The following is a 24,233-nucleotide window of genomic DNA, read 5'->3' on the forward strand; positions in this document are numbered from 1 at the left end:
CCGCACGGCGGCGAGCCTGCTTAAAAAGGGGATGTTCCCCGTCGTATTGGGCGCACCAAGGGTGGATTGAACTCGAAGCTCCATACCGTCTGCGATGGCGAAGGGCGACCGATCATCCTGCTCCTGTCGGAAGGCCAGATGAGCGACCACAAGGGCGCCCGTCTCGTGCTCGACGCTTTGCCTGCGGCCGAACACCTGATCGCGGATCGCGGTTACGACAGCGCATGGTTCCGCGCGGAACTGGAAGCCAGGGGCATCGAGCCGTGCATCCCGTCCAGCCGAAGCCGCAAAACCCCCTACGCATACGACACGACGCTCTACCGCCAACGCCACAAGGTCGAGAACCTGTTCGCCAAGCTCAAGGACTGGCGGCGCGTTGCCACACGCTACGACCGGTGCGCCCACACCTTCTTCTCGGCCATCTGCATCGCTGCCGCCGTCATCTTCTGGCTTTGATCAATGAGTCCTGAGCCTAGGCGACATTGGCCGCCCTTCGCTGGCAGCCTTCAAGCGAAATTGGATGGATCGGGTTCCCGTTTGCACGTCCTCAAATTGAGGAAGAGCGGAGGTGTTCTTCCGTTGGAGGAAGACTCCGCCACCAGCGCACGGTACCGCGACGACATTCGTCGAGCTTTCCCTTGCGCCCGCCTGCGAGCTGAGACCATTTCAGGTGCAGCATTTGTAACACCGGATTTTCCGCGATGCTGAGCGCCAATGATCGCTCGCAAGCGTTCCGAGCCGCTCCGCATTAGGCCATTTGTGGTAGGCGAGCCGTACTCCAAACTCAACGGCTCGCCCAGGCCGTTTAGTTAATCAAAGGGAGAAACCAATCTTGACCGAACCCAGTTACGATACTGCTTCCACCGTCTCCTGGTTCCGCGTTCAGCTCAATTGTTAAGTCATTTGTTATGTTGAATGAACCATCACCATCGTCGATCAAGACATAATACTTGTAAAAATCCTCTGCGGCACTGTAACCCTTGACAAGAGCCGCGAAATTCGAACCGGCTACGCCCGCATTCTGTATCGCGGATTCAAAAGCCACTGCATCATTGAGAATTGTTGTGCCGATATCGATCTCGAACAGAGGCCCCATTGCAGTCCCGCTAAAACCTCCAACATCGATATGATCACTATCACCGTTTGCTCTGAAATCTAGAAGAACCGAGCGGCTAGTACCCTGAGACGCAGAGACATCGTTAAATACAAAAGTGTCGTCGCCGTTACCGCCAGTAAGTCGGTCCCGGCCTCCGTTTCCGTTGATGAAATCATCCCCATCACCTCCTCGAAGTCGTTCTGTTATTGCCGATCCGACCAGCCGATCGTCAAAGGCACTACCATTGATCTGCTCAAACCCCTGGAAAGTCTCCTGATTACCATATCCATCATCGAGTATGATGCCTTGGGAAGCATCAACATTGACTGCCGCCGGTGAGCCCATGAAGACGAGGCCGTCTTGATCGGGCCCTTGCGTTCCGGTGTAGGAATCAACGCCGCCCCTACCTTCGAATCGGATTGGCCCTCCTAGGTTGACGAATTGGTCAGCGGCTGATGTCCCTATGACGAAATCGACGTCGATGTAGTCCGTGGTGGTGCCATCTGAATAAGTAACCGTTCCGTTCAGAGGGGAGGTATTTTCCACTCTGATTGCCTCAGTAAGCGCACCGTGATCAATGCGATCGAACCCTTCGCGCCCGAATACAAAAGCTCGCCCTCCAGACAACACAAAGTCGTCGTCTCCGGCCGTTCCGACCGCGACATCAAATGTGAAGCTGGTGTCGGTCAGCTCCACCGTAAACGCCTTCTGGGCCGTCAAAGCGTCGGTCGTGAGATCCACAGTGAACGTATATCTCCCTCCGCCAATGCTCGTGAGCGCCATGGAGGTCTGACCGTCTTCCAGATCTGCGGGGTCGATCCCTGTCAACGCTACGGTAGTCAGCGCTGGGCTCGACTGAGCCGTAACAGTGAATGTGATCTGGCCGTCGCTGCCCAAAGCTGATGAGTCCGCAGCGACTGAATAATACGGGGTTCCACCACCACCTCCTCCGCCACTACCGCCTCCTCCGCCACTACCGCCTCCTCCGCCGGTTCCATCGCCGCGAAGGGATCCGCCATTTGCTGGATCGTCGATCTGGCCGTCCTTCACATCGGCATAATAGGCGCGGAGCGCGGCGCCGATATCGCCCTGGATTTCCGAGGAGCCGATGAAGGTAGTGGTAAAGTTGCCGGCCTGGATCGTGCCGTTCTGCAAAGCGCTCAGCCAGAAGGCCTGGCCTTCCGCATCCGGCACGCGGCCGAGAATGTTGGTGTAGAAGAGGTTGACCAGATCCTCATTGGTCGGGTTCGCGCCAATGCCCGGATTGGCGATGGCGAATTCGTTGGTCGTCACGAAGCTCTGGATGAGGTCACCGAAATTGAGCGAGCCGTTCTGGATCGCTGTCGTCCAGAATTCTAGGCCAGCGGGCTCAGGCGTGCGTTCCAGGAAGGCCTGATAGAGGCTGATGATCGGCAGGACGACCGTCTGGATCTCGACGACTTCTTCGGTTTCGGCAATCTCTGTCGCATAGGCATCTTGCCCGCGATCAGCAATTGCAGCAAGCCCTTGATCAATCTCTTCTTGCGTGGGTTCCCGCAATGCGAGACGCTGATAAAGCTCAATGATAAACTGTTCTTCCATGGGGAGCGTCCGACTTGAAAACGACAGTTACGGCGATGTCGCCAGCGCGATATGACGCACAGTCGTTTGAAAAAAAGCAAGGTAAATAAATTATTCCTGTGTACGGAAAAATAAACGGCGACAGATTCTCTGGCGCTTGAAAAGCTGCATTCTTCCTGACGTTGGATGTTTGGGGCGAGACGTACAAGCTAACGAGCCGTGAATATAATCCCGGCGACCAAGCGCTGGCCACTTACATTCCGCAAATATCAGACAAACTGACCAATAGCGTCACTGCGCAAACTCGGCTAATGGATCGCGGACGAAATATTATCCGGTGAGACTGTTATGAGTGTGGAGTTGCCCGAGATCACCGAGATGGCTGAGCTTGTTCGTCGGTTCGTCAAGATGGTATTGAATTTCGAGGCGGCGGCCGAGCTTGCCGCGATCTCCCGTGACCTCGATTTCGAGACTATCCCGCATATCATCAGTGAGCTTCGGAAATAGATTGAAGGGCCTCTTCAATAGGCCTCCGAGCAAGCTGTCCCCGAAATAAAGGCACCTTCGGCGAAGGTATGACCATGATAGTCACACCCAATCACCACGATTTCAATGATGGTTCGTCGTCTCGATCGGGATGCCGCTCGCCCCTCGGCGAGGTAAGTCCACGCCACCGTGAAGCGCCATGGCGCGTGGCGCGCGATGTTGCGTCCCATGTCACGTGGACTAGCCGGCGCCCCTCGGCCTGTTCTGATCGAGGTCCAACTCTGTTCACGCGACTTCCGCCCGCAAACTTATGCGTAAAATGGCGGATAAAACGATCGAATCTCCTGACGACAAGCGATCAATGGGAGTGGGGAAGAAAATGGGGAAGAGCTTCGAGACCGCTCAAAACTCTATTTCATAACAGTTGCTTACGTGAAATCCGTGGCGGAGAGGAAGGGATTCGAACCCTCGATACCGTCTCCGGTATACTCCCTTAGCAGGGGAGCGCCTTCGACCACTCGGCCACCTCTCCACGCAGTCCGACTATCATATTCCGCCCACTTCGCAACCCCATCCCAAGTGCCTTGGCGATGTAAAATGATGGGTTGAGGCGTCACAGTGGTGATTTGTGGTTTCGCAAGACCGAGAAATTCGATCTTGTGCGGCAGCCTTCGGATTTGAAGGGGGCCGATTTTGAGACCCGCAGCGAAGTGGGGACAGGTCTCACCCGTATGATCGTCCGAGCGAAGAATGTTGAAGACGACGAGCCGCATGATCGATTCCGCGCTCAAGGCGCGGATCTGCGCTTGAGGGTGCAGGCGAGGGTCGTGGAACTGCCGCGGCGCGACAGGGTTCACCCGTACTCAGTTTAGGCTTGAAAAAGACAGTTGCATGAGGAAGCCGGGTAATCCTTCGATCCGGGCATTGGTGCCGATGCTGAGACGGCGGCCCAGAAGACGGTCGGGGGCGTTCGCGCGAAGATCGGCCAGTTGGCCATGAAACGGGATGCCATGGGGAGTCACGGGCCTTTCCTTCGCCAGTAACGATGTCCCGTCGATGAGCAGGGCAGGTTCTTGCTGGTGGTTCTCGAATAGCGAGCCACTGAAGCCGCCCTGGCCATAACGGACTGCTGACTAACGCCCTCGCGCCTCGTCGCGGTGCTCATCCAAGACCGGCACGCGTTGGTCAACGAAGAGGCCTATTTCGGCTGGTCAAAGAGCCTGTGTCAAACGCACTGCCGATCTGTCGCGAATTCGCCGCCGCACCCCAGTGACGCTAAGGATTGACGGTATTGCTCATTTGAAATGCCGCGCTGCCTATCGAATCACGTCATTTGAAACGCCTGCGTCCCCATTGCGCTCGGGCACGGGATCGAAGATAGTCGCAAGCGCCTGAAATCGTTGGTGATCCCGACAGGATTCGAACCTGTGACCCTCAGATTAGGAATCTGATGCTCTATCCTGCTGAGCTACGGGACCGTCCGGGATCGCTTATAGGCCAAACGGGCGTAGGACGGAACCGGGCGGGCTGGAAATTTGGCCAGGCGACGGGCTCTGTGCCTTTAGTGGCATACTTGGCGGATTAACTCGTTCCGCTTGCGCCTGGCGCGGCGGCGGAGAACAGTTGTCTCGACGCCCTTTGGCGGTAAAGGGTCAAGCATAGGGGAATTGCGGGGCGTCTGTCGAAAAAGCCCAGCGGGCTCCGACACTGGGGGCCTTGGAAAATCATCGATTTGATAGGCCCACCCGCAACCCGGCGGGCTGAGGCGCCGCTCGGGCTGCCAGCGGACATTCGAAACCGATGCTTTCATATGTTCGCTGGTTGAAGACCTCTCGCCAATTGAACACGCGGCCGAGATTGGCCCGCGCCAAGCCGTATCCGTTCCAGAAGAAGCTGAGCGACGCGATTATTTGATGCTTCCGGCTTCATCCGGCGCTGATTGGGCAAGAAGAATGGCGCGGCCGGCCTCGATGCGGATCGTGATCGGTCCGAGGGCCTCGTTCGATTGGGTCAGAATCGAGGTGAAAGGCAAATCGATGCCTTCGAGCGGATAGGCCGCGCCTGCAATCGAGAGGCCAGACAGGTCGGTGAATTTCAGGATGGAGAAGGGCGTCCCGGCGGCAAGGACCAATTGGCGGGGAACGCCGGGGCGGAGCGGATGCCCCTCTTCCCGCCCGTCGAAGAGCTCGACCGCAAAGCCGGCCTCGGCATAGCGCAGGGCGAGAACGAGATGGGCAAAGGCGTGGTCACTGCGCGGCCCGCCCAAAGCGCCGACGAGAAGAAGGCTTTTCGCACCACGTTCGATGGCAGTTTCGATGGCGATCTCGCCATCGGTCTGGTCCTTGTCGCGCGAGAAGGACAAGCGCTCGACCGCCCGCAAGTGACCGGTGGTCGGCGGCGCGGAATCGAAATCGCCCACCCAAAGCTCTGGAACAACCCCCAGAGGGCCAGCATGGCGCATGCCGGCATCGGCGGCGATCACCCGTCGTTTGGCGACGCGCTGCAGGAGGCGATCGGTCGGCTCGATGGGCCCGGCGAGAAGGATGGCGAACTCTGTCATGGCGAACTCTGTCATGGCGAACGCGCATAGCGCGGCGCAGCATCTGTGGAAACCAGCCTTCGTTGCGGCTTGGAACGAAGCGCGCCCTTTCGAAAGCGCGCCGACTGCCCTATTGTCTCGATCAACGCTCACAAGGGGGTGCCCTCGCGCGCAAATGCGACGGGCTGAGAGGCGGGTTCGCCAACCCCTCGAACCTGATCCGGGTCATGCCGGCGGAGGGATTGCGAGCCATGACGCGTCCGTTTTCGTCGTCGGGACGCTTCAGGCCACCCTTCCCTTTGCATTCCCGCCTGGATAGCCACGCCGAATGCCGTTCGCCTGATCCCGCGCGGCCTCGGTTCACGACCGTCAAGGCAGGCGAAAAGCCTGCGGCAGGAGACCTGTTATGTCCGCGCTTAGAGCAAAGTCCGATATTCTGTCTCGATTGGCCATACTCACGACGGCCTCAGCCATTGCGATGACGGGTTCGGCTTTCGCGCAAGACGCCCCAAAGCCGGTCCTGACCGTCTATACCTATGACAGTTTCGTCCCCGATTGGGGGCCGGGCCCCAAGATCGAGGCGGCCTTCGAGGCCCGTTGCGGATGCGATCTTCAGTTTCAAGGGTTGGAAGACGGGGTTGCGATCCTCAACCGGCTGAAGCTCGAAGGCCCCTCGACGCCGGCCGATGTGGTCATCGGGCTGACCACCGATCTCGTGCCGGAGGCTAAGGCGACCGGTCTCTTTGCCGAAAGCGGCGTCGATCTTTCGCCGCTGGCGTTGCCGATCGCCTATGACGATCCCGTCTTCGTGCCCTTCGACTATTCCTATCTCGCCGTCATGGTGGACACCGAAGCGGTGAAGAGTTGGCCGAAGAGCCTCGACGAGCTCGTCACCGGCGATCCGGAACAGAAGATCGCCATCGAGGATGCTCGCACCTCGACGCCGGGTCTCGGATTGCTTCTCTGGTTCAGGGCCGTCTATGGCGACGAGGCGCCTGAAAAATGGGCGGAATTTTCCGATCGGATTCTGACCGTCACGCCGGGCTGGTCGGAGGCCTATGGCCTCTTCACCTCTGGCGAGATGCCGCTCGTCCTCTCCTACACGACCTCGGCCGCCTATCATATGATCGAGGAAGGCACGGATCGCTATCAGGCGGCCGCCTTTGCGGAAGGACAATATCTGCAGATCGAGGTCGCGGCGATGATCGAGGGGACCGATCAGCCCGAACTCGCACGCGATTTTCTCGCCTTCATTCTGACATCGGAGTTCCAGGCGATCATCCCGACGGGCAATTGGGCCTATCCGGTGATCGAGGGAGTCGAGCTGCCGGCCGCATTCGACAAGCTCATAAAGGTTGACAAACCCCTTTATATCGATCCCGAAACGGTCGCGGAGAATCGGCGCGAATGGACGCGCGAATGGTTGGAAGCACTCGGCCGGTGATCCCTTTGCGATTGCTTGGCGCATGAAGGTCTCGACGGATCGGCGCCTGCGGCTTGCCGGCGGCATCGCGGCATCCATGGGCCTCGCCGGCTTTCTTGCCGGCGGCTTTCTCGTGCTTGTCCTGGCGACGGGCGCGGGCCTGCCGCTCGGCGAAAGTCTGAGCGATCGTTATATTCGCGGCGTCGTCCTCTTCACCCTCGAACAGGCGGCGCTGTCGACGCTTCTCTCCGTCCTTAGCGCCGTTCCGCTGGCCATCGCGCTGCATCGCGCCCGCTTTCCCGGGCGGCGCGCGATCCTGCGGCTTTTTCTCCTGCCCCAGGCCCTGCCCGTCCTCGTCGGAGCGCTCGCCATCGTCGCCGTCTGGGGGCGCAACGGCGTCGTCTCCGACGCGCTTGCAATGGCGGGCCTCGCGCGGCTCGATGTCTATGGCCTGTCGGGCATTCTACTCGCCCATGTCTTCTTCAACCTGCCGCTCGCCGCGCGGTTGATGGTGGCGGCCCTCGACGAGGTGCCAGCGGAAAGCTGGAAGCTGGCCGGTCAACTCGCCTTCTCGCCGACAACGACGTTTCGCCTGATCGAATGGCCGGCGATCCGCCAGGTTCTTCCAGCGGCGGCGAGCCTCGTCTTCATGCTCTGCGCGACGAGCTTCACCATCGTGCTGGTTCTCGGCGGCGGCCCCAGCGCCACGACCCTCGAAGTCGCGATCTATCAGAGCCTGCGCTACGACTTCGATCCCGGCCGGGCCGTCGTGCTCTCGCTCCTCCAGATCGTGCTGACCGCGCTTCTCGTCATGGCCGCCAACCGGCTCGGCGGCGATGCCGTCGCCTCCTTCGGGCTCGGCGGGCGCACCAAGCGCTACGATCGCACGGGAGCACTCTTGAAGCTCGCGGATGGTGCCGTCCTTGCCCTTGGTCTTCTCTTCATCGCCTCACCCTTCGTTGCGGTCGTCATCGCCGGGCTGAAGGCCGATCTGACAAGGCTTTTGACGGAAGAGGCCGTGATCGACGCCGCGCTCACCAGCCTCTGGGTGGCGCTCAGCGCCGGGCTCGTCGCCCTTCTCCTCTCGCTGCCGATCCTGGCCGCGATCGAGGCGCTGGCGAGCAGCGAGCGGCGCAGCGGGTCACGTTTGGCACGCCAGTCGCGGCGGGCTTTGGAGGTCACCGCCAGCCTCGTTCTCGTCGTGCCGCCCGTCGTCGTCGGCGCCGGTTGGTTTCTGGGCCTCAGACAGGTCACAAGCGTCTTCGCCGCGGCGCCTTATGTGGTCGTCCTCACCAATGCGGCGATGGCGGTGCCCTTCGTCGTGCGCATTCTCGGACCCGCCCTTGCCACCGGCCACCGGCGATCGGAAAAGCTCGCCGACAGTCTTGGGCTTGCGGGCCTGTCGCGCTTCCAGATCGTCGATTGGCCGGCGATCAGGCGCCCCATGGGGCTCGCTTATGCGCTGGCCGTCGCCATCTCGCTCGGCGATCTCGGCGCCGTCGCCTTGTTCGGAAATCGGGAGTTCACCACCCTGCCCTATCTCCTTCTCCAGCGCATGGGCAGCTACCGCACCGAGGATGCGGCAGGCCTCGCCCTCCTTCTCGGGCTCTTGTGCCTGACGCTGATTACCTCGTCGGAGAGCGCCACGAAGCTTCGCCATGGGAGCGGACGATGAGCGCCGTGCCCGCCCTTGAGCTGATCGAGGCGACGATCCACCGGCCCTCCTGGACGGTGACCGCCGATCTGTCCGTTGCCCCCGGCGAATGGCTGGCGCTGATCGGCCCGAGCGGAGCCGGCAAGTCGACGCTGATCGACATGGTGGCGGGCTTCCTGCCGCTCGCATCGGGCGCCCTGCGGATCGCCGGTCAGGACGTCACGAACGCCCCGCCTGCCGAGCGACCGCTCTCCATCGTCTTTCAGGACGACAATCTCTTCCCCCACCTGTCCGTCTTCAAGAACGTCGCGCTTGGGCTTGCACCCAACAGGCGCGTCACACGCAGCGAGCGAGAGGCGATCGAGCGCGGGCTTGCCGCCGTCGGCCTTGGCGGAAAGGCCGAGCGCCTGCCGCGCGAGCTTTCAGGCGGCGAGCGCCAGAGAGCGGCGCTTGCCCGCGCCTTTCTGCGCCGACGCCCCCTCCTTCTCCTCGACGAGCCCTTCGCCTCGCTGGGGCCCGCTTTGCGGCGCGAGATGTTGAGCGTCTTGAGCGAGGTTCGCAGAGGCTTCTCCGATCCGCCGCTCACGATCGTGATGGTGACGCATCATCCGGAAGACGCTGCGGGCCATGCCGATCGGGTCGCCTTCATCGAGGCCGGGCGGATTGGTGCCGTCGGTCCGACGTCTCAAATGCTGGGCGAGACGGCGCCGGAAGCGGTTCGACGCTATCTCGGCCTTGACGACAGACAAGATCGGGATCTCGAAAGACCGGAGCGTGAAAGCTCTTAAGGCTTCCGAACCACCTCGGCCGCGACGCAATTCCAACTCAATTCGCCTCTAATGCGCGGGCGGAGTGGTGCGATGTCGCTGCAAAGACGCTGGACCATCGAAAACAAGGCCTTGCAGCATCGAAAGAGACCGGCTCGATCGATGCTTCGAGGGGCACAGGGTCGGCGGATGCCGGCCGATGCGTGGATGCCGGACGGTCTGTTGCAGATCGACCCTTTGGGATCGCGCTTTCGGCGTCTAGGATCACGGTTCGTCGCATGGCGGGCGGCGACTGGGGTGTCGACGGAGAATTCGGGGGCAGCAATCTCGACGATGATCGTATTGTGCGGAACCTGGACTGACGGGCGGGCCGCGAGGAAGCTCGCGCGCGCCCTTCCCCTGGCCGGTCTTCTGGCGATTGGGGCTTGCACGACGATCGAGGACGGGCTTTCCAGCCTGTCTTCGAGCGACGTGAAGACTGGCTATGCGGCATCGCGGGCCCCGGTCACCTTCGAAACCGCCCAGGCCGGCGATCCGCAATCGGCGATCGGTCGCTCGCAGCACCCCAAGATTCTGGCGACCTATGGCGGCGCCTATTCGGATCCAAAGGTCGAGCGGATGCTCGCCGGCATCGTCGGCCGGCTGGCCGCGACCAGCCCGGATTCCGACCGCGCCTACAACATCACCATTCTCAATTCCCCCAACGTCAACGCCTTCGCTCTGCCCGGCGGCTATGTCTACATCACGCGTGGCCTCCTTGCGCTCGCCAATGATTCGGCCGAGGTCGCCGCAGTGATCGGTCACGAGATGGGCCATGTGGCGGCCAATCACGGCATCGAACGCCAGGAACGGGAGCGCGCGGCCGAGCTTGCGAGCCGCGTCGTTTCCGAGGTTCTCGACAGCGATCAGGCCGGCAAGATGGCGCTCGCCCGAAATCGGCTGAGCTTGGCCCAATTCTCGCGCCGCCAGGAGCTCGAGGCCGATCTTCTCGGCATCCGCCATATCGCCGAAGCCGGCTTCGATCCCTTTGCCGCCGCTCGCTTCCTGAAGGCGATGGACGCCTATTCGAATTTCCGCAACGCCTTCCAAGTCAACAATCCCAATCTCGACTTCCTGGCCTCGCACCCCTCGGCGCCCCAGCGCATCGAGTTGGCCGAGCGCCATGCGCGCGAGGTCAAGCCTTCGGGCGGGGGTACGACCGATCGGGACCGTTATCTGTCGGGCATTGATGGCATGCTGTTCGGCGATTCCGCGTCCGAGGGCTATGTCCGCGAGCGGCGCTTCTATCATCCGGGCCTCGGCATCACCTTCGAGGTGCCGGAAGGCTTCGTCATCGACAACACCTCGGAAGCGGTTCTTGCGACGGGTCCAGGCGATATCGCGATCCGCTTTGACGGCGTCGCCCTCGCCCCCTCCACCTCGCTTGCCGACTACATCGCCAGCGGCTGGGTCGGCGGCCTCGATCGCTCAACCATCCGGCCCCATCCGATCGGCAATCTGGAGGCGGTTTCCGCGCGCGCGCGCGGCGGCGACTATGCCTTCGACGTGACCGTCGTGCGCGTCGGCTCCCAGGTTTATCGCTTCCTGACGGCCGTCCCGTCCGAAAACAGCGCGCGCATCGGTCCGATCGCCGATTCCATCGCCAATTCGTTCCGGCTCCTGACGGTCGAGGAACGCAATTCGCTGAAGCCGCTTCGCATTCGCGTGGTCACGGCGCGCAGCGGCGACACGGTGGACAGCATTTCCCGCAAGATGGTTGGTGTCGACCGACCGCGCGATCTCTTCCGTCTTCTGAACGAAATGGGGCCGTCTGAGAGTGTTACGCCAGGAATGCGTTACAAGATCGTGGCGGAATAGACGTTTCGGCGGCGATGCCGCCCTTTAGAAGTAAGACACCAAAAAGTTGATCGACTTTTTGGATCACGGCTTACGACAATGAAGAGGTTAGAGTGAACATGCGACCCAACTTGGTCGCGTTTCACTCTAGCCCGAAGGCGGTCTTCCCACTTGCCGGATCGCGACGAGCCCTCGGGCGGGTTCATCGCGAACCGCCATTCCCATCTTCCTGTCGGTTTCACCTGGATTGCGGGTTCAAAGCCTGCAAAGCTGATGGCGTGATTCCGTCGTCATCGGCTGCGAGGAGGCAGCTTGCACAAGGCCGTGCAGTCGTGGCGTTCGGATGAAGACAATCCAAGGGAGGACTATCAATGAAGTGCTTGAAGACAATTCTGCTGGCGGGCGCCGCCAGCGCCATCGCCATCTCGGCCAATGCGCAGGACGGCGGCAAGATCAGCGGTGACACGGTCAAGATCGGCATGGTGCTGGATATGTCCGGCGCCTATTCCTCGCTCGACGGCGAGGGATCGGTCGCAGCCGTTCAAATGGCCATCGACGAGATGGGAGGCGAGGTGAACGGGGCGCCGATCGAGCTCCTCTCCGCCGATCACCAGAACAAGTCCGATATCGGCTCCAACATCACCCGCCAGTGGATCGACCAGGAGAATGTTGATCTCATTCTGGGTGGCACCAATTCCGGCGTCGGCATCGCGCTGCAGGAGCTGACCGCCCAGAAGGGCGTCGCCTATATCAATAATGGCGGCGCGTCGAACAGCCTGACCAACGAGGCCTGCGCGCCCGAGACCGCCCTCCATTGGACCTACGACACCGATGCGCTGGCAAACGGTACGGCCGTCGCCATGCTCGAGGAAGGCAATAAGAGCTGGTTCTTCATCACCGCCGACTACACCTTCGGCCACAATCTGCAGAAGACGGCCGCCAATGCCGTGACGAAGAATGGCGGCGAAGTCGTCGGCGAAGTGGCGGCGCCCTTCCCCACCCAGGACTTCTCCTCATTCCTCCTCCAGGCCCAAAGCTCTGGCGCGCAGGTGATTGGCCTCGCCAATGCCGGCACCGACACCCAGAATGCGGTGAAGCAGGCCCAGGAATTCGGCATCGTCCAGAGCGGCCAGAAACTCGCCTCGCTTCTCCTCTTCATCACCGATGTGGATGCACTCGGGCTCAATGAGGCCCAAGGGCTGACCCTGACCACCGGCTTCTACTGGGACCTCGACGACAAGGCGCGCGAATGGAGCGCGAAATTCGAGGAGAAGACCGGGGCGAAGCCTTCGATGGTCCAAGCCGGCATGTATTCCTCGGCGCTCCAATATCTGAAAGCCGTCGAGGCGACCGGCACCGACGATGCAAAGACGGTCATCGCCAAGCTCAAGGAGATGCCGATCGAGGACGCGTTTGCCCGCAACGGCAAGGTGCGGGCCGACGGGCTGATGGTTCACGACATGCTGCTTGCCCAGGTCAAGACGCCTGAAGAGAGCAAGGAGAAGTGGGACTATTACAAGATTGTCCGCACGATCCCTGGCGACGATGCGTTCCAGTCGATCGAGGATGGCCTCTGTGACGTCGCCAAGGCCGCGATCGCTGGCGGCGAAGGCAAGAGCAACTGACCGGTTCTTGATCGAGCCGATCGGGACCAATAGCGGGAGGCGGCTCCGGCCGTCTCTCGCCTTCCCTTCCGGCCGCTCCTTTCAACGGACGATCGACGGTCCCGGTCAGGTGACCAGGACCGTCGATCGTCATGCCTTGCCCTGAACCCGTTCGTCAGGCGGCGCGTCGGAGTGACCGACCCGCCGGGCTTCCCGCATCGGCGATCTTCAGTTTTGTCATCAGCTCCATGAGCTCAGCCGCGCCCTGCCGCAGCTGACCGGCGACGGCGGCCGACTGCTCGACCATGGCGGCATTCTGCTGGGTGCTCTGATCCATTTGATTGATGGCCGTGTTGACTTCGGAAATCGCGGTCGCCTGCTCGCCGGCGGTGCGGGCGATGTCGTCGACGACGCCTTCGATCTCGCGCGCCCGCTCGACGATCTTCGACAGTGCCATACCGGTATTGCCAACGAGATCCACCCCGACCCCGATTTCATCGGAGCTTGCCTGGATAAGGCCCTTGATTTCCTTCGCGGCCTCCGCCGAGCGCTGGGCAAGACCGCGAACCTCCTGGGCGACGACCGCAAAGCCGCGACCCGCCTCGCCGGCTCGGGCAGCCTCGACGCCCGCATTCAGCGCCAGGAGATTGGTCTGGAAGGCGATCTCGTCGATCACGCCGATGATCATGCCGATCTTCGTGGAGGAGGTCTCGATGCGGCTCATGGCCTCGACGGCCTTCTTGACGATCTCTTCGGCGCCGCGGGCATCCTGCATGGAAGCTTTCGCCGTCGAGGAGGCCTCGCCCGCACGGCGCGAGGACTGGTCCACGGCCTGAGACAGTTCGGACAGGGCCGCGGCGGTTTCCTCCAGGCTCGCTGCCTGCTGCTCGGTCCGGCGCGACAGATCGTCGGAGGCCGTCGCGATCTCGCCCGCGCCGCTATCGACGATCTGGGCAGACCCTCGAACCGAGGAAACAAGTGAAGCAAGAGAGTCGAGCGCCCGGTTGAAATCGTTTTTCACCGAGGCGAATTCCGGTGGAATATCCGCTGTGATCGGCTGAGACAGGTCGCCGTCGGCCAGCCGGTTCAGCGCCGATCCAATCTCGCCGAGCACCAGATTGCGCATGGACGCGGCGCGCTCCTCCTGCTCCTGGCGCGCCTTTTCCGCCGCCTGGCGGGTCAGCTCGTCGAGATAGGTCATGATCGACATTTCCATGTCGAGAAGAGCGAGACGAATGACCGCGTCGACCGATTCGGCCAAATCCTTGCCCTTACCGCGCCCGCCGCCGAAGGCGGATTTCGGCCATGCATCGGTGATGACGTCATGAACAAGCTTGCCGAGAAGCGCGCCATAGCCGGCAACGAAATAATTGGGTTCCAGGCCGATGCGTACATGGGCATGACCGATCCGAACCGTGCGCTGGGCGTGGGCTTCGCCAATCTCACCCCGCGCCAGACCCTCCCAATGGCTCCGCTGCTTGCTCTTTGCCCCGCCCATCTGCTGGTCGGAAGAGAAGAAGCGGCGCATAGCCGGATTCTTGGAGACGATGGCGTAGAAATGATCCAAAGCCCCATCGAGCTTAGACTCGACGACCGGTTGGATACGACGCATCGCCTCCAGCGTCTTTTGGTCAATTTCAGCAACCGCTGCGCGGGGTTGGGCAGAAGACGTCATCTCTGGGTCCAGTTCGTTCGATCAACGCCTGGATCGTAGCCAAAGGAGATTAAAAATATGCCAATATTACGGTCTTTCTCTCGGACAAACGAAGTGTTTTGCTGGCAAATAGGTAGACCGGCTCGCTCATATTCATGCATAAACTAAAATATTTTTGGATCTTACTTCAATATTTTCTGGATTAATCTTAAATATATCCGGATTTGAAATTGGTTCCAACGCGAATAACAAAAATATAGACGGTCGCCGAACAGGAACAGTTCGTGTGGGAGCCATATCAATTGCTCGCCGAAACCCTTGTCAGCCCCCGCAAAATCATGCCCGAGTGGGACATCAGACCTGTGCAACGATCAAGGTCACCGAGCCGTCTTAACTGTCTCAGTTTGACAGCCTGCTATTGAAGGAGAGCCAATGCCGGTCGAGTTATACTATTGGCCTATGATCCCTGGACGAGGCGAATTCGTTCGCCTCGTTTTGGAGGTCGCCGATGTCGATTACCGCGACATTGCACGGCTTCCGGTCGAAGAGGGCGGCGGGATCGACGCCATGATGACGGTCATCAAATCGGGGATCGACGGCAAGATCCCCTTCGCGCCGCCCTTCCTCGTGGATGGCGATCGGCTCGTCTCCCAAACGGCCGAATGCTGCATCTATGTCGCCGAGCGGAATGGCCTTGCGCCCCGCGAAGAGGCCTTGCGCCTGTTTGCTCGCTCGCTCGCCCTGACGACGGCCGACTTCGTCGCCGAGATCCACGACGTCCACCATCCCGTGGGGACGGGGCTCTATTACGAAGAGCAGAAACCGGAGGCCAAGCGCCGGGCCGAGGGCTTTCGCCGGGAGCGCCTGCCAAAATTCCTGAACTGGTACGAGCGGGTCCTGACGGCCAATCCGAAAGGCCCGGACTGGCTGGTCGGCGACCGGCTGTCCTATGTGGACCTCGGCCTCTTCCACTCTATCGAGGGCCTTGGCTATGCCTTCCCAAAGCGCATGGCCTCAGCCAGCGATAGCTGGCCGAAGGTGATGGCGCTGGTCGCCCGGCTACGCGAGGACCATCGCCTTCGAGACTATCTGTCCAGCGACCGGCGCATGGCCTTCAACGAGGACGGCATCTTCCGGTACTATCCCGAACTCGACGCGGAAAACTGAGAAGCCTTGCAGCGGTCGACGCGCTGGCCCGAACATGAAAAAGGGCGACCCTTGCGAGCCGCCCTCCTGAATGTGGTGCAAGTCGACGAAGCGTCAGCGCGAGGCGTCGATCTCCGCGCCGAGCTTGGCGATCGCCTGCTGATAGACCGGCGCTGCGTTCCAGCCCTGAATACCCTGGAACCCGGCCTGGCCCGGCTGGTAGTTCGGCGTCATGCCATGGGAGCGCAGAAAGTTGGCGGTCGAATACATCGCGTCGGGCAGCGAGGACAGATCGACCCGGCCATTGCCGTCGGCATCGACGCCATAGCGCATGATATTGCCGGCGAGGAACTGGGTGTGGCCGTATTCGCCGTGGCCGGCGCCCTTGGAATTGGCAGACAGGCCACCGCGATCGACAAGCTGGAGCGCGGCGATCAGATGCGGCTTGAAGAAGTCGGTCCGGCGGCAGTCATAGGCGATGGTCGCGGCCGAAGAGACGACATTCTCCGAACCCATGAAGCGGCCGAAACCGGTCTCCATGCCCCAGATCGCCAGCAAGGGCCCGGGCGTGATGCCGTAGCGGCGCTGGATGTCGTTGAACATGGCCTGATTCTGGCGCAGGCGCTGCTTGCCGCCGCTGACGATCGCATTGCCGCCGCGCTTCTTCAGAAAGGTGTCGAGGCTCATCGTGAAGGCAGAGCCGCCCTTCTGGGCCGCGCGATCAATGGAAATCGTCTTGTTGTTGTAGCGGGCATTGGCGAGGGCCTGAAGCCCGCGCGAGCCGACGCCATTGGCCTGGGCGGTCTGAGCGAATTCCGCCTTCCACTGGTCGAAACCGCCGGGGCCGTTGCCGCAGGAGGCGGCAAGGCTCGGCGATGCGATCAGGGAAAGCGCCAGCGCCGCTCCTGCCGCAAGGGTCTTGAGCGTGGTCTTGAAGGCGATCATCGAATGGTCCTCTCGGCTGGCCCGGTTCGGGCACGGACGATGTGAAACTTGGCAGGCAGACATGGCTTCGAGCTTGCCACCTCGTCCCCGGACGGGCCGAAGCGTTTGCAAAGCCAGCTGAGAGACGAAAGGACATCGTCTTCCGCCGCGAGCCGTACCCGCCGCAAGAGAGCGGCAAAAGATTGACGGTCATGGCCAAACTGACGAAAGGGTGATCGCGTTGCATTTCTGCATCTGGTGCGCCATGCGCCAAATGGAGGCTGGCGGCCCATCGAGACGGCCCAGTCACGGCCGAAGAACCGAAACGCAACTGTCATCGAGACGTCGGTTACCCGCAATACCGTCATCTTGTTCGGGAAGCGGCTGTCCTAGCGAATAGCTCATCGCAACTCGCGTCGCGATTAAGCGGACCCCGCATCCGCCGGCAGAAAGGACAAAACGCAATGCACGGGAACAACAGATGTCGGGCGCGCACCCGCCGATCCTTGCTGCGAGGGGCAGGCCTGACGCTTCTTGTTGGGGTCCTTGGGATTGGTCTCGGGACGCAAGCGCCCTTCGCGCAGGAGAGCGAGCGCGTCGATCTTTCGAGCCTCGCCCTCACCGATGGCCGCACCGATTTCGACTTATCCACGCTGATTGAGACCGGACCCGTCATCGTCCATCTTTGGGCGACCTGGTGCGCGCCCTGCCTCACCGAATTACCGAAGCTCGCCGAGTTTGCCGACCTACTCTCGAAGGCAGGCGCGCGGGAGCGGTTTCTCGTCGTGTCTGTCGACAGCAAGTCATTCGAGCGGGTTTCGAGCTTCCTCTCCGCGCGCCTCAACCTTCCCGATCTCGATGTCTTGAAGGTCCAGGCAGGCAATCCCGGCTCGGCCCTTCGCGTCTTCGGTTATCCCACGACGCTCGTGCTGGCACCCTCCGGCGCGGTGCTCTGGCGCCATCAGGGGCCGGTCGACTGGCAATCGCCGGATCGCCGCCGAGACCTGCTTCGGTTGATCGGACTCTGAGGCGGGAGGCGGATGGGCAGACTTATCGCCCGTCCGACACTCGCCCCGCAAAGGACGAACACTTTGGGCGCTATCCTTCCGACGATACTATAGCCAACCCTCGGAGCATGGCGCTCAGGCGCGCAAGTCCTTGACGATCGGTCGCGCCAAAGCCGCGAGCGGCGCAAGAAGCGCAAAGATCAGCGTCAGGCTGATAAAGGCTGCGACGAGATGGAGTTCGCTCCAGCCGATGCTTGCCGAAACCGCAATATCCGTCCGCTCCGCGACGAGCCCAGAGATCGCTCTCGCTGCCAAATAACCGAGCCCAAGCCCCAAGATCGCGCCGCCCAGAATGAGCGTGGCGGCATGAAGCCAAATGACCGAAAAGGCGAAGCGCGTCGGCGCGCCGATGGCGCGCAGCAGCGCCATTTGGCGTGAGAAGAGGCGCGACAAGATGGCGAGCCCCGCCAGTACGCCCGCCGTGACGAGAAACTGTGTGAGGACGGCCATCAGCGACATGGCCTCCCGCACATCGCCGAGCACCGAATAAAGCTCGGAGAGAACCGTGCCCGGAAAGAACGCCATCATGTCGTCGCGCTGAAAATCGGCACGCAGCGCATAGGCCTGATAAAGCTCTCTAGGTTTGACGAGCACGGCTGGCGTGCCGGGGAAATAGGCCGGATCGAAAGGCGGCCCGACCTGTTCCTCCCGTTCGGGCGCATGGCCGTTCGGCAAGCCGTGGATCTCCCAGACGGCCTCGATCGGCACGATGACCGCCTTGTCCCAGGGGCTCCCTGTCGGGACCATCCGCCCAACGACGGTATAGTTGAATCCCTCATGGGCGTGGTGATGCTCATGCGAGTGGTCCGGCTCGCCCTCTGCCTCAAGCGCATGGCCCTGACCGGCTTCGCCTTGGTGGTCGCGGTCGTGATCGGGATCCTCACCCCCGGCATGATCTTCGTCATCGTCGTCCGCCTCGCCCATCCCGTGCTGAGGCGAAAAGCGGTCTCCGATCGAAAGCGGAACCGACGCTCCCGCAATCGCTTCGAAATGGTCCTCGAAGAACCGGCCTTCGGCCAGATTCCCGCTGAGATGAGCGACGAATTCGGCCGTCGATCCGACCACAGGCGCACCATCCACGGAATCGCCGAAGCCGATCGGCGCTGCGATCGCCACACGGTCGTCGCGGGCGATTTCGTCATAGGCCGCTCCCGACAGGAGCGGCACATCGGACGGGCGCAGATAGACGGCGGCGAGCAGCATGGTGATCTCGCTGCCCGGCGCCGCAACCACAAGATCAAAGGGATCGGCAGCCCGCGCCGTCGCCTCGCGCAGGCCTCGTTCCTGGGCAATCAAACCCGTGCCAATCGCGACCGACACCGCGATAAGGGAGAGAAACAGAAGGCTCGTAAAGCGAAAGCGGCGCAAAATGGCGAAAGAGAGCCCGGCCGGGCGATGCCCTGTAAGAAGACACGCAGCGACGACTGCGCCTGGCAACAGGAGGAGCCCTAGCCAGATTAGGTCCTGAGTCGTTGCCGCAAGGCCGGCCCACCATTGGGTCATTGCGGTCATGACACGCTTCCTTCCGGAACTGAAACGATCTCTCCGTCGACGATCCGCACACGCCGATCGGCCGCTTCGACCAGATGCCGATCATGGCTGACAGCGATCAGCGTCTTCCCGGATGCGCGGGCAAAACCCATCAAATCGGAGATCAGCCGGTCTGCATTCGCCCGATCGAGCGAGGCGGTCGGCTCGTCGGCAAGGATGACGGCGGGATCGTGGGCCAATGCGCGCGCAGCGGCGATCCGCTGGCGCTCGCCACCGGAAAAGCTCGCAACGCTGCGGGCATCGTCGGCGATGCCGAATTGCTGAAGGAGGGTCCGAGCCCGCTCGACGATCGCCTTGCGCTTATTAGCCTTGCTGCCGTAACGCGCGGCGATCCCGGCATTGACGAGCGGCCCCACCTCGTCGAACAAATGATGCTCCTGAAAGATGAGGCCGAGGCGCTCACGGCGAAAAGCGGCCCGTTCGCGCGCTGAGCGCGCAAGAATCTCGTCGCCGTCCCATTCCACCCGGCCCTTGGCCCGATCAAGCAAGCCGGCGATCGCAAAAAGCAGCGTCGTTTTGCCGGCACCCGACGGACCCTCGATGACGACGGTTTCGCCGCTCGTGATCGACAGGTCGGGAACCGCCAAAAGCCGACGATCGCCCTCGCCTCGGACCTCAAGATTGGCGACCCGAAGTGTCCCCTCGCTCATCGCCTGTTTCCTTTTTGCTAAAGAACCGATGCGTCCGGTCAGGCCCGCTCGAATGTCGCATCCGCAAGCCGTACACGGCTGACGAAACCCGTTTCGGGATCGGTGAAAGCGCCGAGCTCAAGCCGGCCGGTCGTGACCAGCTTGACGTTGTAGCGAACCACATCGACGACCCTTTTGGCGTAGACAGCCAGGATGTCGTCGGGCCAATCCGCTTCCGACTCGCAGAAGGGACAGACAGCCATCGGCCGCCTGGTGAGAACGAAGAAGTTCGACTCAGCCTTCAAGGGGGGAGCCATATAGCCCTCGACCCCGACGCGCTGGCCCTCGAGACGCTTGGCAAGCTTGGTAAAGCTTTGATCCTTTTCGTAGAGGTCGCGCAGCTTGATGATCTCGGTCTCGGCGAAAACGGGCATGGGCCGGGCGGCGATCAGAAAGCTTGCCGCTCCGAATGCCAAGACTTGCCGGCGGTTCGTCGTCATCGCATCGCTCCTGTCTCAGATGGACGGGGACGCCCATCGGCGCCCCCGATCCTTCATCGTTGTCGAATAGCTCCGGACTTACTGTCCGGAAGCGCCTTCGGCGGACGCGTCCATCGCCGCGTAATGCATCACGTGGAAGATGTAGTTCTGCTCGATCGTGCCATCGAAGAGATGCGCCCAGGGGCCCTTGGCATAGACGGCAACATCCTCACCCGAATGGGTCTCCGAGCTCATCGGGATCAGAGCCTGCTGGATGTAGTCGACGTCCGTCGCCTCGTCCTCGGTCACGTCCGGACGCGAACCGGAGAAGACCTCGCCGCCCTCGGCGCTTTCCTTCGGCGTCAGGATCGAACCTGCGCCATTCAGATACCCGATCACGGTATAGGGCTTGCCATCGTCTGCCAGGAGCGGCGTATCGGAATGTTTCACGCCTTCCGCGTCAACATCGTAGCAGATGCCGAGGATCGGGTTGCCACGACCGCAATAGCCATTGAAGGCAATCGCATGCTCGTGGTCGGCCGTGACGATGAGGAGCGTATCTTCGTCGTCGGTCAACTCGTCGGCCAGAGCGATGGCGCGAGCGAATTCCTCACCATCGGACAGGGTGCGATAGGCATTGCCGTCATGATTGGCATGATCGACGCGGCCCGCCTCGATTTCGAGATAGAAGCCCTGATCGTTGGTCTTGAGATAGTCGATCGCCGCCTTGGTCATATCGGTCAGCGAGGGCTCGCTTTCCGGGCGGTCCACTTCGTAGCTCATATGGCTGTCCTTGAAGAGGCCGAGCACCGGTTTCTCGCCCGACATATCGGCCCCGGACAGGGTCGTGGCGTCATAGACATACTGCGCACCGGCGTCGGTCGCATTCTCGACGAGGTTCTTGCCGTCCGTGCGCTTGGCCTTATAGGCGCCTTCCGTATTGGCACCTTCCGAGAAGAACATGCCGCCGCCGCCGCCAAGAGCGATGTCGACCACGCCGGCCTTCATCTGATCGACGAGCTGGGTCGCGATGTCGGTGCACCCCTCCGGCGCTTCAGCTTCCCAATCCCGATTAGCTGTCTTGGCATAGACACCGGCCGGGGTCGCATGGGTGATACGGGCGGTCGAAACGACTCCGACCGACTTTCCAGCCTCAGTGGCCAGCTCGGCGAAGGTGGTCAGGCGATTGCCCTCTTCGGAGGCGCAATTGTCGTGACGGCCCTCTTCGGACAGGTTGATCGTGTTGAAGCGCTGTTTGACACCGCTGTTCATCGCACCGGCGGTCGGCGCGGAATCGGGCGTCTGGGCGTTGATGTTGTAGGTCTTCACAAGCGCGCTGTGAAAGTCAGGAGTCTCGTAAGGCAGGACGTGCTCTTCGCCCATCTCGCCCTGGTTCTGACCCGCAAAGAGACGAATCGCGAAATTCGTGCCAACGCCGTTTCCGTCAGCGACGAACAGAATGACATTCTTGGCGCGATTGGTGTTCGGCTGGCGGGCGAGCATCTCCTGAATCCGCGCCTGCCCATCCTTGTACCAGCTGGACTCGGCTTGGCGGACGGAGGACGAAGCGGCATCCTGAGCGTAGGCGGTGGTTGTCAGAAGCGCCGTCGAGACGGCAGCAATCATCGCGGTTTTCATCAATCCCTCTCCTGTTGGGCGCCAAGAGTTGAGCGCCTGTGAGGGAGGGGCATAACGAAGCTTGATGACGTTTACACAACACGGCGCCGCATTGCGGCAACCGTCTCAAAGACATAATAAAAGCCGCGACGGACGGCCCGGCGCGGCTCTTTATAGCCTTTGAAGCCGAAGCCTCCGTGGCTCAACTCGCCGACGCGCTTTGGCGGTTCGCGATCAAGTCGTCCACCACCGACGGATCGGCGAGCGTCGAGGTGTCGCCGAGCGAGCCGGTGTCGTTTTCGGCGATCTTGCGCAGGATGCGGCGCATGATCTTGCCCGAACGGGTCTTCGGTAGGTCCGGCGCGAACTGGATCGCATCCGGCTTGGCGAAGGGGCCGATCTCGCCGCGCACATGCTTGATCAATTCCTCGCGCAAAGCGTCGCTCGGCTCGGTGCCGGACATCAGCGTGACGTAGCAATAGATGCCCTGACCTTTGAGATCATGCGGGAAGCCGACGACGGCCGCTTCCGACACCTTCTCATGGGCGACCAGCGCCGACTCGATCTCGGCCGTGCCCATGCGATGGCCGGAGACATTGATCACGTCGTCGACGCGGCCAGTGATCTGCCAATAGCCATCGGCATCGCGGCGCGCGCCATCGCCTGAGAAGTAATAGCCCTTATATTGCTGGAAATAGGTGTTCATGAAGCGCTCATGATCGCCGAACACCGTGCGCATCTGGCCGGGCCAGGAATCCTTGATCGCCAGAACGCCTTCGGCTTCCGTCGTCTCGATGACCTTGCCGCTTTCGGGCTCGAGCATCACAGGCTGGACGCCGAAGAACGGCTTGGAGGCAAGCCCCGGCTTCAGGGCATGGGCGCCTGGAAGCGGGGTGATGAGAACACCGCCGGTCTCGGTCTGCCACCAGGTGTCGACGACAGGGCAGCGCTCCTTGCCGACGACGCGGTAATACCAGTTCCAAGCTTCCGGATTGATCGGCTCGCCGACCGTGCCGAGGATCTTGATCGAGGAGAGATCCTTACCCTCAACGAAGGAGTCGCCCTTGCCCATCAGGGCGCGGATCGCGGTCGGGGCGGTGTAGAACTGATTGACCTTGTGGGTCTCGCAGACATCCCAGAAACGCGAGGCGCTGGGATAAGCCGGCGTGCCCTCGAAGACCAGCGTCGTCGCGCCGTTGGCAAGCGGCCCGTAAACGATATAGCTGTGGCCCGTGACCCAGCCCACATCGGCGGTACACCAATAGATGTCGCCATCCTTGTAGTCGAAGATGACTTCGTGGGTGAAGGACGCATAGACGAGATAGCCACCGCTGGTGTGGACGACGCCCTTCGGCTTACCCGTCGAGCCGGATGTGTAGAGGATAAAGAGCGGATCTTCCGCATTCATCGTCTCGCAAGGGCACTCGTCGCCGACCTTTTCCGACACCTCATGAAGCCAGAAGTCGCGACCCTCGTTCCAGGCGACGTCGCCGCCGGTGCGCTGGACGACCAAGCATTTGACGCTGTCCTCGCATTTGGCGAGGCCCTTGTCGGCATTGGCCTTGAGCGGCGTGTTGCGGCCTCCGCGCGGGGCTTCGTCGGCGGTGATGACGAGCTTGGCGCCCGATCCGTTGATGCGGTCGGCGAGCGCGTCCGACGAGAAGCCGGCAAAAACCACCGAATGGACGGCGCCGATGCGAGCGCAGGCCAGCATCGAGATTGCCGCTTCCGGGATCATCGGCAGATAGATGACGACGCGGTCACCCTTGTTGATGCCAAGTTCCTTCAGGACATTGGCGAATTTCTGGACGCGGGCATGCAGCTGCTTAAAACTGATCGTTTCAGCGTCGCCCGGCTCGTCCTTCTCCCAAAGGATCGCCGTCTGATCGCCGCGCTTTTCCAAATGACGATCGACGCAATTGTAGCAGACATTGAGCTCGCCATCCTCGAACCATTTGATTGAGACGTCGGGATACATGTAGTTGACGTTCTTGATCTTGGTGGGCTCTTTCACCCAGTCGAGACGCTTGGCATGCTCGGCCCAGAAGCCTTCCGGGTCCTCGACGCTTTTCTTATACCAAGCCTCGTAGGTCGCCTCATCCACCTTGGTGTGCGCTTTCCACTCGTCCTTGACCGGTATCGTCGTCATCGAAGTCACCTCCCAGATCTTGTCAACGACCGCCGCAGGACGGCCTCTCGCC

18 protein-coding genes, 2 tRNA genes, 1 pseudogene and 1 riboswitch are annotated in these 24,233 nt (G+C 61.6%); of the genes and pseudogenes, 9 read left to right on the forward strand and 12 right to left on the reverse strand.

Going from position 1 to position 24,233, the window contains the following annotated elements; all coding sequences use genetic code 11:
- A pseudogene (locus B9A15_RS11170) lies at positions 1-456 on the forward strand (IS5 family transposase); the annotation flags it as partial.
- 349 nt (positions 457-805) lie between these two features.
- On the opposite strand, the gene B9A15_RS11175 reads toward B9A15_RS11170, so the two are convergent.
- Positions 806-2,677: a DUF4214 domain-containing protein gene (locus tag B9A15_RS11175; RefSeq protein ID WP_084410173.1), complete on the reverse strand. Its 1,872-nt coding sequence runs from the start codon at positions 2,675-2,677 to the stop codon at positions 806-808.
- A gap of 339 nt (positions 2,678-3,016) precedes the next feature.
- On the opposite strand from B9A15_RS11175, the gene B9A15_RS22975 reads away from it, so the two are divergent.
- Positions 3,017-3,163: a hypothetical protein gene (locus B9A15_RS22975; protein ID WP_170923265.1), complete on the forward strand. Its 147-nt coding sequence runs from the start codon at positions 3,017-3,019 to the stop codon at positions 3,161-3,163.
- A 421-nt stretch (positions 3,164-3,584) separates the two neighbouring features.
- Here B9A15_RS22975 and B9A15_RS11180 read toward each other — a convergent pair.
- The 4 genes from B9A15_RS11180 to B9A15_RS11195 form a co-directional block, all read right to left on the reverse strand.
- Positions 3,585-3,674: transfer RNA gene (locus B9A15_RS11180), tRNA-Ser, on the reverse strand.
- Positions 3,675-4,005: 331 nt separating this feature from the next.
- The gene (locus B9A15_RS22980; protein ID WP_170923266.1) at positions 4,006-4,164 is read right to left on the reverse strand and encodes a hypothetical protein; all 159 of its coding nucleotides are present in this window, start codon (positions 4,162-4,164) and stop codon (positions 4,006-4,008) included.
- A gap of 379 nt (positions 4,165-4,543) precedes the next feature.
- Positions 4,544-4,620 (reverse strand) — tRNA-Arg (locus tag B9A15_RS11190).
- A 428-nt stretch (positions 4,621-5,048) separates the two neighbouring features.
- Complete coding sequence (locus B9A15_RS11195; protein WP_084410175.1) at positions 5,049-5,702, reverse strand: thiamine diphosphokinase; 654 nt, start codon at positions 5,700-5,702, stop codon at positions 5,049-5,051.
- Between the two features lie 124 nt (positions 5,703-5,826).
- Positions 5,827-5,940: riboswitch (TPP riboswitch) on the forward strand.
- Positions 5,941-6,087: 147 nt separating this feature from the next.
- Here B9A15_RS11195 and thiB point away from each other — a divergent pair.
- The 5 genes from thiB to B9A15_RS11220 all read left to right on the forward strand — a co-directional run bounded on the left by thiB (position 6,088) and on the right by B9A15_RS11220 (position 12,986).
- Positions 6,088-7,125: a thiamine ABC transporter substrate binding subunit gene (thiB, locus tag B9A15_RS11200; RefSeq protein ID WP_084410176.1), complete on the forward strand. Its 1,038-nt coding sequence runs from the start codon at positions 6,088-6,090 to the stop codon at positions 7,123-7,125.
- A gap of 22 nt (positions 7,126-7,147) precedes the next feature.
- Positions 7,148-8,779 carry a thiamine/thiamine pyrophosphate ABC transporter permease gene (thiP, locus tag B9A15_RS11205; protein ID WP_084410177.1) on the forward strand — a complete coding sequence of 544 codons (1,632 nt, stop codon included), beginning with the start codon at positions 7,148-7,150 and terminating at the stop codon, positions 8,777-8,779.
- Positions 8,776-9,546, forward strand: coding sequence for a thiamine ABC transporter ATP-binding protein (locus tag B9A15_RS11210; protein ID WP_084410178.1), 771 nt, complete (start codon positions 8,776-8,778; stop codon positions 9,544-9,546). The genes thiP and B9A15_RS11210 overlap by 4 nt, the downstream gene beginning before the upstream one ends.
- 312 nt (positions 9,547-9,858) lie before the next feature.
- Entirely contained in the window at positions 9,859-11,382 is a 1,524-nt protein-coding gene (locus tag B9A15_RS11215; RefSeq protein WP_084410285.1) for a M48 family metalloprotease, read from the forward strand.
- A 350-nt stretch (positions 11,383-11,732) separates the two neighbouring features.
- The gene (locus tag B9A15_RS11220) at positions 11,733-12,986 is read left to right on the forward strand and encodes an ABC transporter substrate-binding protein (RefSeq protein ID WP_084410179.1); all 1,254 of its coding nucleotides are present in this window, start codon (positions 11,733-11,735) and stop codon (positions 12,984-12,986) included.
- A gap of 154 nt (positions 12,987-13,140) precedes the next feature.
- Here B9A15_RS11220 and B9A15_RS11225 read toward each other — a convergent pair whose 3' ends face one another.
- The gene (locus B9A15_RS11225; RefSeq protein ID WP_084410180.1) at positions 13,141-14,640 is read right to left on the reverse strand and encodes a globin-coupled sensor protein; all 1,500 of its coding nucleotides are present in this window, start codon (positions 14,638-14,640) and stop codon (positions 13,141-13,143) included.
- Between the two features lie 411 nt (positions 14,641-15,051).
- On the opposite strand from B9A15_RS11225, the gene B9A15_RS11230 reads away from it, so the two are divergent.
- The gene (locus tag B9A15_RS11230) at positions 15,052-15,786 is read left to right on the forward strand and encodes a glutathione S-transferase (RefSeq protein WP_084410181.1); all 735 of its coding nucleotides are present in this window, start codon (positions 15,052-15,054) and stop codon (positions 15,784-15,786) included.
- A gap of 93 nt (positions 15,787-15,879) precedes the next feature.
- Here the strand turns inward: B9A15_RS11230 and B9A15_RS11235 are convergent, their stop codons facing one another.
- Entirely contained in the window at positions 15,880-16,710 is an 831-nt protein-coding gene (locus tag B9A15_RS11235) for a lytic murein transglycosylase (RefSeq protein ID WP_084410182.1), read from the reverse strand.
- A 443-nt stretch (positions 16,711-17,153) separates the two neighbouring features.
- Here B9A15_RS11235 and B9A15_RS11240 point away from each other — a divergent pair, with 443 nt between their 5' ends.
- Entirely contained in the window at positions 17,154-17,717 is a 564-nt protein-coding gene (locus B9A15_RS11240) for a TlpA family protein disulfide reductase (protein ID WP_084410183.1), read from the forward strand.
- Positions 17,718-17,831: 114 nt separating this feature from the next.
- Here the strand turns inward: B9A15_RS11240 and B9A15_RS23385 are convergent, their stop codons facing one another.
- From B9A15_RS23385 to acs, 5 genes are all read right to left on the reverse strand, one after another.
- A complete protein-coding gene (locus B9A15_RS23385; RefSeq protein WP_244556911.1) occupies positions 17,832-19,268 on the reverse strand; it encodes an FtsX-like permease family protein in 1,437 nt (478 codons plus the stop codon).
- A complete protein-coding gene (locus B9A15_RS11250) occupies positions 19,265-19,957 on the reverse strand; it encodes an ABC transporter ATP-binding protein (protein ID WP_084410184.1) in 693 nt (230 codons plus the stop codon). The genes B9A15_RS23385 and B9A15_RS11250 overlap by 4 nt, the downstream gene beginning before the upstream one ends.
- A 38-nt stretch (positions 19,958-19,995) precedes the next feature.
- On the reverse strand, positions 19,996-20,436 hold the full coding sequence (locus tag B9A15_RS11255; RefSeq protein WP_084410185.1) for a hypothetical protein: 441 nt from the start codon (positions 20,434-20,436) through the stop codon (positions 19,996-19,998).
- 78 nt (positions 20,437-20,514) lie between these two features.
- A complete protein-coding gene (locus B9A15_RS11260) occupies positions 20,515-22,053 on the reverse strand; it encodes an alkaline phosphatase (protein WP_084410186.1) in 1,539 nt (512 codons plus the stop codon).
- A 181-nt stretch (positions 22,054-22,234) separates the two neighbouring features.
- The gene (gene acs, locus B9A15_RS11265) at positions 22,235-24,181 is read right to left on the reverse strand and encodes an acetate--CoA ligase (protein ID WP_084410187.1); all 1,947 of its coding nucleotides are present in this window, start codon (positions 24,179-24,181) and stop codon (positions 22,235-22,237) included.
- Between the last annotated feature and the right edge of the window lie 52 nt (positions 24,182-24,233).

The sequence above is a fragment of the Fulvimarina manganoxydans genome (assembly GCF_900176465.1).
Lineage (GTDB): Bacteria > Pseudomonadota > Alphaproteobacteria > Rhizobiales > Rhizobiaceae > Fulvimarina > Fulvimarina manganoxydans.